At 51.8% G+C, this 16203-nt stretch carries 9 protein-coding genes and 1 other annotated feature; of the genes, 6 read left to right on the top strand and 3 right to left on the bottom strand.

What is annotated here, in order from left to right; all coding sequences use genetic code 11:
- Positions 1-221 precede the first annotated feature (221 nt).
- Positions 222-495, top strand: a binding site (T-box leader).
- A gap of 82 nt (positions 496-577) precedes the next feature.
- A complete protein-coding gene (gene leuA, locus ABD796_RS31935; RefSeq protein WP_344916141.1) occupies positions 578-2254 on the top strand; it encodes a 2-isopropylmalate synthase in 1677 nt (558 codons plus the stop codon).
- A 248-nt stretch (positions 2255-2502) separates the two neighbouring features.
- Here the strand turns inward: leuA and ABD796_RS31930 are convergent, their stop codons facing one another.
- From ABD796_RS31930 to ABD796_RS31920, 3 genes are all read right to left on the bottom strand, one after another.
- Positions 2503-5442, bottom strand: a complete 2940-nt coding sequence (locus ABD796_RS31930; protein ID WP_344916139.1) for a DEAD/DEAH box helicase — start codon at positions 5440-5442, stop codon at positions 2503-2505.
- Positions 5439-6998, bottom strand: a complete 1560-nt coding sequence (locus ABD796_RS31925; RefSeq protein WP_344916137.1) for an SWIM zinc finger family protein — start codon at positions 6996-6998, stop codon at positions 5439-5441. Before ABD796_RS31925 ends, ABD796_RS31930 begins: the two co-directional genes overlap by 4 nt.
- Before the next feature lie 79 nt (positions 6999-7077).
- Positions 7078-7902, bottom strand: coding sequence for a helix-turn-helix domain-containing protein (locus ABD796_RS31920; RefSeq protein WP_344916135.1), 825 nt, complete (start codon positions 7900-7902; stop codon positions 7078-7080).
- Between the two features lie 142 nt (positions 7903-8044).
- Here ABD796_RS31920 and ABD796_RS31915 point away from each other — a divergent pair, with 142 nt between their 5' ends.
- The 5 genes from ABD796_RS31915 (at position 8045) to ABD796_RS31895 (ending at position 16184) form a co-directional block, all read left to right on the top strand.
- Entirely contained in the window at positions 8045-9871 is a 1827-nt protein-coding gene (locus ABD796_RS31915; RefSeq protein ID WP_344916133.1) for an FAD-dependent oxidoreductase, read from the top strand.
- A 54-nt stretch (positions 9872-9925) separates the two neighbouring features.
- On the top strand, positions 9926-11233 hold the full coding sequence (locus ABD796_RS31910) for an ABC transporter substrate-binding protein (RefSeq protein ID WP_344916131.1): 1308 nt from the start codon (positions 9926-9928) through the stop codon (positions 11231-11233).
- Between the two features lie 64 nt (positions 11234-11297).
- Positions 11298-13277, top strand: a complete 1980-nt coding sequence (locus tag ABD796_RS31905) for a glycosyl hydrolase family 28-related protein (protein ID WP_344916129.1) — start codon at positions 11298-11300, stop codon at positions 13275-13277.
- A gap of 30 nt (positions 13278-13307) precedes the next feature.
- Entirely contained in the window at positions 13308-14096 is a 789-nt protein-coding gene (locus tag ABD796_RS31900; protein WP_344916127.1) for an alpha/beta hydrolase, read from the top strand.
- A gap of 234 nt (positions 14097-14330) precedes the next feature.
- Positions 14331-16184 (top strand): leucine-rich repeat domain-containing protein, encoded by a 1854-nt coding sequence (locus ABD796_RS31895; protein WP_344916125.1) that lies wholly within the window; start codon positions 14331-14333, stop codon positions 16182-16184.
- Positions 16185-16203: the final 19 nt, after the last annotated feature.

Genomic DNA, 16203 nt, shown 5'->3' with positions numbered 1-16203 from the left:
AGTTAGGCTCTCATACTCAAGGGGCTTTCACACGAGCAAATTTCATGGAAAAATCCCATATACGGGATAATATAATTTTTTTGTATTGATCTAAAAGCTGGCGGAAGCGGCGTACACGCGCTCTAGGATAAAGGCAGCCGAAGGTAACCGAGGGTATGTGATTAAAAAAAAGCCTAAAGCATTTGACAACGAGGCGAAGGTGTTATAGCATAGTTTTAATACCGAATACGTTGAAAAGGAATAGTACGCTTTTCTAAGCGATCAGAGAGCTGTTGGTTGGTGCGAAACAGCCGCAAGGAAAACCGGAACTCGCCTTGGAGTTGCTCGCTGAACCCATGATAGGGAAGTAGGCCGAGCCGGCATCCTGACCGTTATCTTCAGGAGGATATAAGGGTTGCCAGTAGTCCGGGAGCTCTTTATCCGCAGAGTGCATGCCGTCAATGGCGTGAATTCGGAGTGGTACCGCGCAAGACGTCACAGTCTTTCGTCTCTGTAAACAGAGAGGGAAGGCTTTTTTTGTGTTGTGCCTGGCGTTGAACCGATCCGTGTCAAAAATCGATGAAAAGGTGGATACCCCATGAAACATGTTGACAAATACGCCAGAGGATATTTTATGCCGCCGGAGACCAGCTTGAATTGGACCCGCAAAGAATATATTACGGAAGCGCCCATTTGGTGCAGCGTCGACCTGCGCGACGGGAACCAGGCGCTGATCGTTCCGATGAATTTGGAAGAAAAGCTGGAATACTTCAAAATGCTGGTGGAGATCGGGTTTAAGGAGATCGAAGTCGGATTCCCCGCAGCGTCGGAGACGGAATTCACCTTCCTGCGCACCTTGATCGAGCAGGATTTGATTCCGGATGACGTCACGATCCAAGTGCTTACCCAATCGAGGGAGCATATTATCCGTAAAACGTTCGAGTCGCTGAAAGGCGCGAAAAAGGCAGTCGTCCATTTGTATAACTCGACGTCTGTTGCGCAGAGAGAACAAGTGTTCCGTAAATCGAAAGAGGAGATTATCGACATCGCCTTGAGCGGCGCCAAGCTGTTGAAGGAGTGCGCGGCGGAAACGGAGGGGAACTTCCAGTTCCAGTATTCGCCGGAAAGCTTTACGGGCACGGAGATCGAATTTGCGCTGGACATTTGTAACCAAGTGCTCGACGTATGGCAGCCGACGGCGGAGAATCCGGTCATTATCAACCTGCCGGCAACGGTTTCGATGTCGATGCCCCACGTCTACGCCAGCCAGATTGAGTATATGAGCGAACGCTTGCATTACCGTGAGCATGTGATTGTATCGCTTCATCCGCACAACGACAGAGGGACGGGTGTAGCTGACGCCGAACTGGGGATGCTGGCCGGAGCGCAGCGCGTAGAAGGGACTTTGTTCGGAAACGGCGAACGGACGGGGAATGTAGACATTGTGACGCTGGCCCTGAACATGTACTCGCACGGGGTGGATCCGAAGCTGAATTTCGAGAACATCCCGGCGATGATCTCTGTTTATGAGCGGCTTACCCGGATGCGGGTGAGCGAAAGACATCCTTACGGCGGCGAGCTGGTCTTTACCGCGTTCTCCGGTTCCCATCAGGATGCGATTGCCAAGGGAATGAAGTGGCGCGAAGAGAAAGAGCCGCAGCATTGGTCGGTCCCTTATCTGTTGATCGATCCGAAGGATATCGGCAGACAATACGAAGGCGATATTATCCGCATCAACAGTCAGTCCGGCAAAGGCGGAATCGGTTACGTGCTGCAGCAAAAGTATGGACTGGATCTTCCCCAGAAAATGCGCGAGCACTTCGGCTATTGCGTCAAAAACGTATCCGATCACCAGCAAAAAGAACTGCTCCCGGATGACATACACGATATTTTCACCAAGGAATATGTGAATATTAAGACGCCTCTGGAGTTTGTAAAATACCGCATAAACGACGATACCGATTTCCAAACGATCGTGGTGCTGCGGACGAGCGACGGAGTCAAAGAAATTACGGGGACGGGGAACGGAGGACTCGATTCCATCAGCAATGCGCTGCAAGCTTATTTGGGCTTGGAATACAGCGATCTGGTCTATAAGGAGCACGCTTTGGAAACCGGCTCTAAATCCCAAGCGGTTTCGTATATCGGAATTACGGCTGCGGACCGCACTGTATATTGGGGCTGCGGCATTGACGTCGATATTATGGCCTCGTCTATAAAAGCTCTGTTCAGCGCTGTCAATCAAATGAGTCGTAATCGTAGCGAGAACCCCTAATTTCACCAGCGTTAGGTGGCCGATTCGATCTCGCGCGTACTCAGGTCTGATGATGGGATGTTACTCCAAACCTCCAGAGATTCCTCGATCGAACTTATTCGCTGAAAGGAATACTCGTTTCTTTTGTGCAAGCAACTAATGAGCTAGCGGAAACGCCAGCTCAAAGACAGGAAGGCAGCCGATCAGAACGATCGGCTGCCTTTGTTCGCCTTACGGATAACGTTAGTTCACTAACGCGGCACTGTTCATTACCACGATTGCCGCAGCGTGAACAGGTCGCGGAGCTCGTCGTTCGAGAGCTCGGTAATCCAGCCTTCGGAGGAGGAGATGACGTTCTCGCTCAAGCTCATCTTGCTCTCCAGCATCTCGTCGATCTTCTCCTCCAACGTGCCGAGGGAAATAAATTTGTGCACCTGTACATTGCGCTTCTGTCCCATCCGATAGGCGCGGTCGGTCGCTTGGTTCTCGACAGCCGGGTTCCACCAGCGATCGAAGTGGAAGACGTGATTGGCCGCCGTCAGGTTGAGGCCGACTCCGCCGGCCTTCAAGGACAGGACGAAGATGCCCGGTCCCGAACCGTCTCCCGCCTGGAACGTATCGATCATTTTATCGCGATCCGCTTTGGGCGTGCTGCCATTCAGGTACAGCACGGGCTCGCCTCGATGCACCCGCAGCACGTCGGCCAACATGCGGCCCATGCCTACATACTGCGTGAAGATCAAGCAGGAATCGCCCTCGTCCCGAAGCTCGTCGACCATGGCAACCAGTCGTTCCAGCTTCGCCGATCGGGTGATGAACGCATCGCGCTGCTCTTCGAACTGTAGCACTTCCTCGGGCGGCACCGCTTCCTTCGTGAGCAGCACGGGATGGTCGCACAGTTGTTTGAGCTGGGTCAAGGCGGCGAGAATGGCTCCCTTACGCTCAATCCCCTCCAGATTGTTCATCCGCTCCATCAGATGTTTGACCGTCTGTTCGTAAAGCGCTCCCTGTTCGGCGGTCAGGTTCATATATACTTTCATCTCCTGCTTGTCCGGCAGATCGAGCTGGATTGCGGGATCGTTCTTCTTGCGCCTCAGCATGAAGGGCTTGACGAGCTTCTGGAGCTGGGCCGTTCGCTCCTCATCCTGGTGCTTCTCGATAGGATTGGCGAACCGATGCTGAAACCCGCGCTGGTTCCCCAAGTAACCCGGGTTGAGGAAGTCGTAGATCGACCACAGCTCCGACAACCGGTTCTCGATGGGCGTTCCGGTCATGGCAATGCGATGTCTGGCTTGCAGAGAGCGGATGGCGACCGATTGCTTGTTCTGCGCGTTCTTGATGTTCTGGGCTTCGTCGAGACAAAGGGAGCTCCAGACGATCTCCTGCAGCACTTCCTGATCCAGCAGCGCCGTTGTATAGGAGGTGATGACGACGTCTGCATCCTTCACAGCCTCGGCAATCTCCTCGCGGATGAGCCGTCCCTTCCCATAATGAAGCTGAACCCTCAGCTCGGGAGCGAATCGGGCAAGCTCCTTCTGCCAGTTGCCCAACACCGAAGTTGGGCAGATGAGTAGTGCGGGAAATTCGGACTCTGCGCGATGCCGGAGCAAATAGGTGATGAATTGAACCGTTTTCCCGAGTCCCATATCATCGGCGAGACAGGCGCCCAGCCCGAACGTTCTCAGATGGCTGAGCCAGGTGAACCCTTCACGCTGGTAGCCGCGCAGCTCGGCGCGCAGTCCGTCAGGTACGGATAGCGGAGCCAATTCCGACGGCTGTGCAAGCTGACGGAGCAGTGCCAAGAGGTGAGTATTCAACTCCACTTGCAGTTGAAGCTGCTCTTCCTCGTCTTCGAGATCGCTCGCATCTTCTCGGGATGACCGTCCGTTTTTGCCTGTCCATTCTTGCTCCGATTCACTTAACAGGTGGAGCTGGAGAATGTCCTGCAAGGACAAGCCTTCTTCCGGATTCACACTTGACATGAGCCTCCGGATTTTCTCCAACAGGGCAGGGTCCAAGACGACCCATTCGCCGCGGAAGCGGATCAACCGCTCCTTGTGGCTCAGCAGCTCTGCGAATTCAGCTTCGTTCAGATCCGCATCTCCGATTGCAATGCGCCAGTCGAAGTCGACCAAGGCGTTCAGCCCGAATAACGACTGGCCTCTACCGCCCGCATCCGGTGTAACCTGTGCGCGTAGGCGGGGCTTCCGCTTCGAGGCGGCTTCCCACCAGCCGGGCAGCATGACATGCCAGCCATCACTGAGCAATTGGCGGCTGTCCGTGGTCAGAAAGTGCCAAGCGGCCTCGTCGCTTAACGGCGCAGCGAACAGCTCACCACGACTGTTCATGTTCGGAAGCGTGGCGAGGAGTCTGGCAGCCCATCCTGGAGAACGCTCCCGGATGAAAGGGCTCCAGTCGGGCGGCCATAAGCCGGAAGCATGTCCGTCTGCAGCGAGACGGATCGGTACAAGTGCCGATCCATCGCTCTTGTCCTGCAGCACCAGACGCAGGAGCCATTCGGCTTGGTCTTCGTCCGGCTCAAGCAGTTGCAGCGTAGGACGGAAGGGAGCCAGGTCCGGCTTCCAGCCGAGCGATATGAGCCACTCCTCCTCCGTCAGCACCATAGTCGAGTCTGCCGACTGCGTTCGCTGGAACAACGAGGGATACTCCCGCCGTAGGTCGGACACGGATGCTTCGTCCGCATAGTGCTTCATCGATACGGCGGCCGAAAAGGCGGAGCGCAATCCGGACAGGTTGTCTCCGGAAGCGTCCAGACTAGTTAGCGCCTCCCAATTAAGCTGTTCCAGCTCATCGGAATCCGCCTCCCACGTCCATTGCAGCTTCCCGTTCCGATAAGCGCCGTAGCTGGGCATATAGCGGCCCGCTTGAGCTTCACGGTACAGAAGCGGCGCAGCTTCGAATAATCCCTTGGTCGCTTCGTCGCCGTTTTCCCAGCGGAGAACGTCCATGAGATTGGGTTCGGCGAAGAAGGGGAGTACCATCTCCGAAGGGAGAACCGTCACGACAAGCTCCCCGGCCTGCTGCAGCTCCAGTATGGTTCCGTAGCAGGAGGGCTCGTGCCAGGCGAACATCAATTTGCGGAACGTTTCTCCGCTTACTGTGCGTCCATCCTTCAGCCCCCAAAGCAAGGCATCTCCGGTTTCCGTCAATATTGCATGTATGGACATATCATATAGTTTCGCACTCATTCCAACAGTTTTCCTTTCTTGAGTTCCTCATGCAGTGCCCGCAGCCGGCTGTTTCGTTCCATGAATCGGGCGAAAAAACGGTCCCAACGCTCGACTTGCTTCATCTTCTTGTACACTTTTGCCAGACGTTTCAGCAGCTTGACCGCTGCTTTGTACTCCCGCCGGTTTTTGAGGGCGACATAGTGCTCGATGGCTTGATGGTAGTAAGGGAGAAGAAGCTCCGGTGCCTCCTTCTCGATGGGCTGCAGTACACTCACCTTATGATGGAAGGGATCGCGTTCCTGGAGAATCTGCATCTCGATCCATGCTTTCCAGTTATGCCGCTCGTACAGCATATCCTCGATCACTTTGATCGAATGGGGCAGTATTCCTTCCAGTACGTTCCATAGCAGATCTTCGGCTTCAGGAACATGTTCAACCGCTTCTTTCCAATACTCCATATAGGCTAGGCGTTCCTTGGTCATGGGACCATAGAAGTGCGAGGCCGTTCGCATCAACCAGTCAACCAACGATCTCCACTCGCCAGACATGGACAGGAGATTCAGAAAAGGGAGCAGCAAACTCGCCGGTGCTTTGGCCAACGTACCGCTTGCTTCCAACGCCGCCCATGCTTCACTGCTTTTGCCTTGATGAAGGTATAGGAAAGCTTTTGCCGCTGCAAGTGAAGGGGAGTCACTATTGGCAGTCTGCCGCTCTATGGCGTCCAACTCTTGAGACGCCCAGTAGTCGGCCGCAGGCTGGGGCGCGATCCAGTACTTCCATATGGCCGTATACAGGCCGTATTCCAGATATTTATTCTCTTCCGCCATCTGCTGCCGGAAGCAGCTTAACGTTTGCTTCAGACGTTCTTCAGAGAGCGTGAAATCGAACAGGGCTGCTTTCTGGTGCAGGAGGTCATGCACTTCATCGTACAGCCGGTACGTCGCATGTGAAAAGTTGTGGACGGAACCGCCTGGAGCGTTCAGCTCGAATACCTTCCGCAAAATGAACAAGAGTTGATGCAGCTCGAAATAGATCAAGTCCATCCCGGTTAACGGAGTGGGACCCTTCATGAGATTGGACAACTGCTCTCTCAGCGTTGCTATGTATCTCCCCTGATCGTATCCGGGTATCACAAGAGATGTAGCTTGGTTCATGAATTCATACCAGCCGTGTACATTCATGCCGGGCAGTTCCTTTAACAGCGACTCGGCTAAAGGGGTTGCTGCTGCCCGCAACAGGTGTTGCTTTGCATTCACGATCTGGTTAGCCGGGTATCCGAGCCGGTCGGCCAGCTCCATCATAACCGCAGCCTGATGCTTGCAGCAGGTGTGGACGGGGCAAGTGCAATAGCTGGATCCGAGCTTTTCCAGGAGGAGTGTAACCTTATAGTCTTCATGGCCGGTTACCTTCGCTTGAATCGCACGATTTTCGGCAATGTTCAGAGAGGTGACGTACTGCTGTTTGAAATATTGAAACCCTCGACTCAAGGTCACTTCATTGAAAGAATCAGCTGCATATTTCAGCAGCTGCGTCCATTGCTCGTCGTTTAAAGGCGGATTTGCACTCATTGTCATAACAAAGCTCCTTGCAACAGATAAAAGATTGTATTCCTCTATTATAAATCGATAGGCGATGAAATGAAACGCAAGGCGCTTAGACGGTGTGCGCCTTTCTATATTTCGCCGGAGTAACGTTCATATGCTTCATAAAAATCCGGTTCAAATAGTAACCGTTCTGGTAGCCGACGCTTTCCGAAATTTGCTCCAGCGTCAACGTGGTTTCCAGCAGAAGCCGCTTCGCCTTTTCCAGACGAATGGAGGTGAGATGCTGAATCGGCGTTATGCCGAAGTCTGCCTTGAATTTCTGGCTGAATCGGGCAGGGCTTAAGCCGAGCATAGCGGCAATTTGTTTCAGATCAATCGTCTGGAACGCGTGTTTATGGATGAGCGAGGAAGCCTTGAGCATGAGCGGCTCGGGCTTATTTGGCTTGGACTGGTTATCCGCGACAGTCTCTTCTCCGGATTCCCCGCAATACAGCAGCCAGATGTCCTGCAAGTAATGACCGATGCGATGCAGTCTTCGCTCGCCTTCGAACGTCTCGGATTGTTTCATCATCTTAAAGTTGGCGGCAAGGCGGCTCGTATTTTGTATATTAATTTTGCCCGTAAAAAATTCCCGGCTTTCGGTCGGTTCAATCCGGGTTCCTTCCCGGTTATACCAGTGCAATCGCAATACGAAAAAGGTGAGCGGCTCCACGACGACACGGCGAAACGGCGTTTTCGGAGGACAAATGAGAAGATCGCCGAACGTTGCGACTCCTTTGTCCCCGCCCAGTTCGTAATAAAACGAACCGCTTTCCACGGCAAAAACGGTCCATTCCTTGTACGTATCTTCATAAAACAAAAATTTGTCTTTGCGCTCCCAGTACATCGAGTAAATTGAGCGGGGCACGCAATCGCTCAACAGGAAGTCATCCACTGGTTTTCCCTCCTCTGCCGCAAAAAGTGTGCGCAATTAAATTATGTATACATTTTAATTAAAATCCTGGCATTTTAAAAGGAAAACGGCTGATTTAGTATGAAGTCAGAAACCATACCTATTAAATTTCGCGGAGGAAATTATGCAACTTGATCAAGAGGAGCGCAAAAGAACGATTCTGAACACGCAACTATTCGTCGCGGGAGGGGGGCTTGCCGGAGTATCGGCCGCGCTTGCAGCGGCACGCAACGGAGCTAGAGTGATCCTTTGTCAAGACCGATCGGTATTGGGAGGAAACGCTTCGTCAGAGGTTCGAATGCACGTATCCGGCTCGTCTCCACGTGGAAAGGAGCTGCAAACGGAGGCGAGGGAGAGCGGAATCATCGAAGAAATCATGCTGGAATGCGCAGTACGCAACCCTCAGCGAAGTGCTTCGATGCTCGATCTGATTTTGCACGAAAAATGTATGGACGAACCTTTACTGACGCTAATGCTCAATACGGCGGTCGTTGGCGTGCGGAAAGAAGGGAACCGTATTATGGCAGCATACGCCAACCGGGAGAGCACAGAGGACCGCTTTGAAATTACAGCTGACATTTTCGTCGACTGCACGGGTGACGGAAGGCTGGGGTACGAGGCGGGTGCGTCGTTCACGACTGGGAGGGAAGCGGCCGGGGAGTATGGAGAATCCGCGGCAGTCGCTCTGAGCGATGCATACCGCCTTGGTTCCTCTCTTCTATTCACGGCACGGGACGAGGGGAAGCCGATGCCGTTTGTAAAGCCCGCATGGGCACGCACATTCAGCGAGGACGATTTGCGTTTCCGCGGGCATAACTCGTGGGAATACGGATTCTGGTGGATTGAGTTTGGCGGCACGATGGATACGATCAAAGACAACGAAACGATCCGGGATGAGCTGTTGGCGATTATGATGGGGGTTTGGGATCACATTAAGAACAGCGGGAATCATCCCGAATCGATGAATTGGGCGCTCGATTGGTTCGGATTTTTGCCTGGCAAACGGGAATCGCGCCGGTTTATCGGGAAACATGTGCTCACCCAGAACGATTTGGAGCAGGCGGTCGATTTCGAAGATGTAATCGCTTACGGCGGCTGGTCGATGGATACGCACCCCCCGGCCGGCATCGACGCCAAAGAGGAGAAGCCGTGCGCACAGCCTTACACGCCTCACATGTACGGCATCCCGCTGCGCTCGCTCATTAGCGAAAATATCGCAAACCTGATGTTCGCCGGGCGCAACATGTCGGCTACGCACATTGCATTTTCCAGCACGAGGGTGATGGCTACTTGCGCGGTGGCGGGAGAAGGGCTCGGCACGTTCGCCGCTGTTGTATTGAAATCGGGAAAACCGCTGGCGGACGCTTGGTGCGACAAGCAGCTTATCGCCAAAGCTCAGCAGCAGCTGCTCCGGCAAGGAGCGTATTTGCCGGGACGGCTGCTTGCGGACGGCAATCGGGCGGCGGAAGCCCGAATAACGGCCTCCTCCGAGCAAGAAATCGGCCGTGCGGCGCAAGTCATCGACGGTCATACCAGGACGGTGTCGGGGCCGCTTGGTGTACGACCGGATTTAACCGAGCCCGGTACGCACCGCTGGATGTCGGAGCCGTCCGACAAGGCGCCTTGGTTGGAGCTGCGCTGGGATGAGCCGATCGACATTCGCGCCATCACCATCGTGCTGGACACGGGGCTGCATCGTCACTTGTCGCTAACGCATCAAAAAGCGCAGCAAAGCAAAATGATATGGGGGCCTCAGCCGGAAACAATCAAGCAATTTCGAATACTGGCGGAAATTAGCGGCGAGGTTACGGAGATCGTCCACGTCCGCGACAATTATATGCGCCAGGCGAAGTTCGACATACCGATTAACAGCGTTTCCTGCTTGCGGTTGGAAGTAATCGAAACGAACGGGTTCAATCATGCCCGCATCGTAAACATTCATATTGAATGAAAGTTGAGCCGCCTCATAAGGCGGTTGGAAAGTACAATTGGAGAGGGTGAGCATATGAGAACTAGAAGTTTCCTGTCCCTGCTCAGTATTGGCGTAATCCTATTTACCGGCTGCAGCCGGACGCCGTCCGAGCAAGGAGCGCAAGGCGAACAGCCAAAACCTCCGCCGGCTAAAGCAAACCCGGTAACGCTGCAGGTGGCAAGCCAAGGCGCCAGTACGGTTTTGGATGAGGAGTTTAAAAATGTCGTCCAGTCGTTTTTGGAAAAGAAATACCCGCATATTACGTTGAATTATAATCCGGAGAGCGCCGGTACGTCGCTTGATGCGCTGCTTGCTTCCGGAACGATACCGGATCTCATCGTAACCTTTAACGGCAATTTGGCTTCGTATAAAGAAAAAGAACTCGTCTCCGATATGACGTCGCTGTTCCGAACAGCCAATATCGACCTCAACCGTTTCGAGCCCGGTTACATCAGCGATGTGAAGAACGCATCGGATAAAGGCGAAATGTATGGATTGCCCATTAACGTGAATTACCACGCGATGTACTACAACAAAGACATATTCGATAAATTCGGGGCGGCGTATCCGACGGATGGGATGAGCTGGGAACAGCTCATTGATTTGGCCAAGAAAGTGACCCGGATGGAAGGGGGGACGGGGTTCCGTGGACTAGATCCGGGAAATACCGTTATATGGATGTCTCAGCCGTTATCCATCGCCGCGATCGATCCGAAAACGGATAAAGCGAGCGTCAATAACGACAAATGGAGCAGAGTGTTCAAGCTGGCGAAATCGATTTATGATATTCCCGGCAACGGCCTCATAACTCCTTCACCGAAAGATCAGTTCATGAAAAGCAAAACTTTAGCCGTGCTGCTGGATTTAAACCTATTGACTCAACTATCGGCTGCCGGAAAAGATGGATTAAACTGGGATATTGCACAGTATCCGAGCTATACGGAAAAGCCGAATACGTATGGCAATGCCAGCGTATACGTCATGCTTGCGACCAAAACGGGCAAACACCGGGATGAAGCGGTAAAAGCGATCGAACTGATCACTTCGGAGGAAGTGCAGCTCGCATTGTCCCGAAAAGGAAGACTGTCGCCTCTGAAGAGCGATCAAGTGAAGCAAGCGCTCGGCGCCGACAATCCCGACTTGAAAAGCAAACGTTTGCCAAGCATTTTTAAAAGCATTCCTGTTGAGTACCCGGTCGCTTCGCCATATCGAGGGAAGGCGGAGGGCGTCCTCGTGAACAAATTCAGAGAGTATGTAAACGGTACGATAGACGAGAATACCGCGCTTGCGCAAGCGGAGGAAGAGATCAACAAGTTGGTTGCAGCGGAGAAGAGCAAGTGACGGTTTGGGCCATTAAAAATGACGGACGCTTATGATGCAAAGTTATTTTAGGGAGGAAAAACCTATGACCCAAGAACATCCAAACCCGTCAGACTCGATAAGCCGGAGAAAGCTGCTTGTTTCCATGGGGGCGGCCGGAGCGTCGTTTGCCGTAGGAGGCTTGCTTCATGCCCGGGCACTGGACCCGGAAGGGAATGTGTCCGCTTCGGTATATGGAGTGGGCTTCGAAAACAAGGGCGGTAATGCGAATGGAATTCGGAGCGTCGCCGAGCAAGTAGTCGAGGAAAACGTGCCGCCAATGATTCAACAACTCGTCCCTCCCATGCTTACTACGATGCTGGATGAATCATGTCTACAGACGATTGCGATAGCGGATATGCGCTTGATGGCCGCTGCGCCGACAGTCGATCTGTATGTCGTAACGGATGAAGGCAAAGAAGGCATCTTTCGCTACGATCCGCTCGACACGACCACGCCGGACAATACGGGAACCGTCATCGTTACGGCATACGGCGCCCGGTTCAAACGTATTCATGAAGGCCGCGGCGTAAATGTGAAATGGTTCGGCGCCGCCGGCGACGGATTGGCCGATGACACCGCAGCGATACAAGCAGCTATGGATCATATGCCGGAAGGCGGAATCGTATTTTTCCCTGACGGAACTTACCGAACTACATCGAAGCTGATCGTCAAACACCGGAATGTGATGTTATCGGGTACGGGGAAACGGAGTATCCACCATCTGCACAGAGAAGGGGAGTACAGCTTCGACCATACCGTTCCCTCTACGATATTGGCCGATCATACCGGGGATTGCGTCTGGTTGTCCCATGCGTACAATTTGAACGGATTTGCGGCAAATCGCTTGACTTTCGTTACGAATGTAAAGAAAGCGTCAGGTTCACAGAGCTTGAAGGCGGAACGCTGCTTTGGTTTCGATGTGGGCGGGGAAGGGCAGTTCCGAAGAGAGTTCGTCTTCGAGCACGTATCGGTCGGAAAATTCGGGAAAGCGTTCGAGTTATACGCGAGCTCCGCTTCCAGCGGTACCAGTTTTGCAGCGATGGGCGTCATTCGGATTCAGAGTTGTACGACTATGCACAATGACTTTATTGCCCGGACGATAGATGCAACGGCATGGAACGGCTTTGTCTACGATTATAACGAAGGCGGAAACAATGGGAAAAACGCAGGTACGGGCGGCATCCACATTTCGGGACACAACATATCGATTTGCCGTAACGTTTTGGAAGGGCAAAGAGACCCTATACGGATTTCGGGCGGCCAGCGAGGGCTGACGATCAAAAACAATTATTTCGAAGCGAATACGGGCGAGGCCATTATTTACGTGAATCGCCACAATGGACCTTTCGATATCGGTGAAAACTATATGACCCGACCGCAAACCACACACCGGGTTCTGCTCAGTCAATCGCTCAACGGCAGATGCAGCGATCCTTATTGGCCGCAGCAAACGAATAAGATGGAATTTGTGATGCCGGGGACTAACAATACCGAGAAACTATTAAACAATAGTGCGACGACACCGTACTTCCGGAGCGACCGCTTCGATCCGCAACTGTTACAAAAACCAGTTTGGAGCCAAGGGGCGCCTGCTATACCGCCTGTGATAGGGACGGTCGCGACACGCCGCATTACGGAGCAGTTCGATATTTCGGTCGTATCGGGGGAATGGGTAGTCGTGTGCTGGATGCTTCGTCAAAAGACAATCGGGCGTACCCCATACACCGCGATTACGCTGCAAACGAGCGGGCAATCTTTCGAATTCGAGCATTACGGACACGGGAATCTGTTTCGCACTACGGAATTTGCCATTATCACCAGCGCTCTGAAAGCGGCTTCATCCGCGTCGAGTGTAACAGTGGACATGTGGCCTTGCGGGAAATCGCCTGCAAACGGTGAAAGCTATGAGATCTACTCCCCACTCGTTTATACGATCGCCGACGTTAACGATATTCGGCCTTATGTCGACCTGAAGCAATTTGTTCAGCATTTCGTTTTGCCGGAACTGAACGGTTTGATCTGATCGCGTGAAGGAGCCAGGAGGAATGGCAGAATGGAACTGATTACCCGCTATTACGATGAGGAAATTATATTGAAACGAGCTGTCGATATCGTTTGTCCGACGACTGTTACCAAGAGGGTAGCCCTCTTCTACATTCATGGCGGCGGCTGGAGAGCGGGAGCGCGGGACGGCTTTCACCGGCACTTGTACTATTTTTCCCGCAAAGGGTATGTGTGCGCCTCGGCAGGTTACCGGCTTGCGCCGACTGTTCATTTCACGGAGCAGATGGAAGATGTCGCTACCGGCTATGATCGGTTTCTCGCTTATATCAGGGAGCGGGAGCTGGGGATCGAGCGGGTGATCGTGCTCGGAAGCTCTGCAGGCGCGCATCTGGCTTCCTTACTCGCATTGACCGACCCGGCTGTATTTAATCCGGGAATGGAATGGAACGAACCGTGGCTCCGGCCAATCGCTTGCGTTTCCATCAATGGGCCGGCCACATTGGAGAAGTGGGAACCTATGCACGAAGGCATCAAACGCGATATTGAGAATATGCTCGGCGTCACATACGAGGAAGAAAGTGCGTTATTTCGGAAAGCTTCTCCGAGCGCGTATGTGGAAGGGGAGGCAGCCGACTTTCTGTTTATTCTTGCAGGCAAGGAGAAGTTTTTCCCGCATTCCTTTATTTATGGAATGAGCGAGGAGCTTCGGCGGTTGTCCAAACGTTCGGAGGCGGTGTTGTTTCCGGAAGCGGAGCACGGTTTTTTTTATGGGATTGGCAGCACGCAGCAGCAAGAGGCGCTAACTGTGCTGGAGCCTTTTTTGGAGAGCTATGCATAATCAGGTTGCGTTCAGGCGCTTGATGGTGGAAGATTGAACCCGCCGGGTCAGGAATGAACGTCGAACATGTTATAGCCGTGAACGATCGTGGAGCTGCCGTAAGGGCAGCTCTTTTTTTGTCGTTTCAGAGTAGGTAAAGGGCCTCATTTTGTACAATAAAGGGTTGTAGTTCAGGGATTTGCTGGTATATTTATGTATTGAAGAAGCAGCCAAGTTTAGCTAGGAGGATGACCATTGGATTTTATTAAATTAACTTGTCCGAATTGCAATGGCAACATCGAATATAAAGAGGGGCGAGCATTCAAGTGTCCATATTGCCAAACGGAATTATTGCTAAAGGAGAATAACGTAATCATTAATAATTATTACGGGTCAGCTCCTGTCAAAACAACGGCACAACCAAAGGCGAATTATAAGAAGCTATTCCTTGTGCCATTCGTACTCATTTGTTTTATAGCTGTGTATTTTCTTGTGAACAGTAATCCATCGGAACACAGCAGCAATGTAAAAGCGACTGTCCGCACAGTCCCTGAAAGCGAAGTCCTCCTTTTCTTTTTAAGAGATATTTTACATAAAGGGACAGCGGCACCGACAGAAGAGGAAATCGCTAAAATCCGTTATTTGTCCACCCGCTACGAAGATAATCAGTGGCATTTTGCTTATAGCTTTGACGATCCGTTTACGAATAAGCAAGCTGTCATTTCCGACTATGTCATTATGGATAAAGTATTGAATACGCAAAGAATCGAACAAAAAGATTTCGAGGTGTTTCGCGGACTTACCGTGTTAAACCTGATGGGCGAATACCAGATTTCCCAAAGTGAAAAAGTGAGCTTTCGGCATATGCAAGGATTAAAAAGCTATACGGGCGGCTTTAACGAATCTTTTCGAAAGATTGCCGATTATTTTGGCGATAAAACTAAAATAGATGAGCTTTCCATACAAATTCGAAGCAATGCGGAGCTGGCTTTTTTACTCGAGTTTCCGAAGCTGCGCTCGCTGGAAATCAGTTATGTCGACGAATCGGTAACAGACTTTCAACTGCTGAACCAGCTTCCTTTAAAGTCATTGTCCATCACTCGCATCAATGACCTAAGGTGGCTGTCATCCTTAACCGGTCTGGAATCATTGGCAGTTCATTATAGCGAAGCGACAGATTTCAGCTCTTTGTATTCGCTGAGTCAATTGCAAGCGTTGAAGCTAGCTTTTGTAAAAAACTTAAAAACGATTGATTTTATTCAAAATATGCCCAACTTGCAATCGCTCGACATGGATCAGGTCGGCGTTACGAACTTGGAACGCCTTAGAAATAAAACATCTTTGACCAAGCTGCATGTATTCGCCGGAAGTCAAATCGGATCTATCGAGTTTATCAATAGCCTGACGTCCCTAACTGAATTAACGATATCCGGTTATTACGGGTCGATACCGGCGCTGTTTTTACCGAATTTGAAGCAGGCCGAACTAAAAGACGCTTTTCTGCCCAAATTGGAGGCACCCGCTTTAAAAGCTTTGAAGGTTTACATTCGCGGGGGCGATATGGACGGGGCAAATCTGGTGAAATATCCGCAGCTCGAGCAGCTTACATTGATGGAGTATGGAAGCTTTAGAGGGATTAAATCATTAAATCAGCTGCCAAGTCTTCGCACGCTGATTTTAAATGAGACGGCTTTTTTCAACGGAGCGGATGCCTTATTCAATTTGCAGCATGTAACGACGATCGACTGTAATAAATGCTGGTTCCAACTGAATAGTCAGAGTCCGTTTGCGAATAACACGCTGGAGCATTTAACTTTGAACCATCCCTCTTTTCGAATAGGGAATGGCGATAATCTGAAAGAAATGGATCAGGTGATGCCTTACTTTGCCAATGTGACGGCCTTGCGTTCCTTTACATTGCAGGACAGCTCCCTTCAATCGTTACAGTTTCTGAAAAACTGGCAGCAGCTGGAGGAGCTTCATTTGGAGAATAACGCCATTTCTGACGTAGAGCCTTTAGTGAATTTGCCTAAGTTGAAACTGCTATATCTTCTGGGGAACCCCGTGCAAAACAAATCTGTTCTGGATAAGGACATTTTGGTTTACTGAGGAAACAAGAATGATGAAA

This window comes from Paenibacillus hodogayensis (assembly GCF_039536325.1).
Classification (GTDB): domain Bacteria; phylum Bacillota; class Bacilli; order Paenibacillales; family NBRC-103111; genus Paenibacillus_AB; species Paenibacillus_AB hodogayensis.
This window is presented reverse-complemented; position numbering and strand designations above follow the sequence as displayed.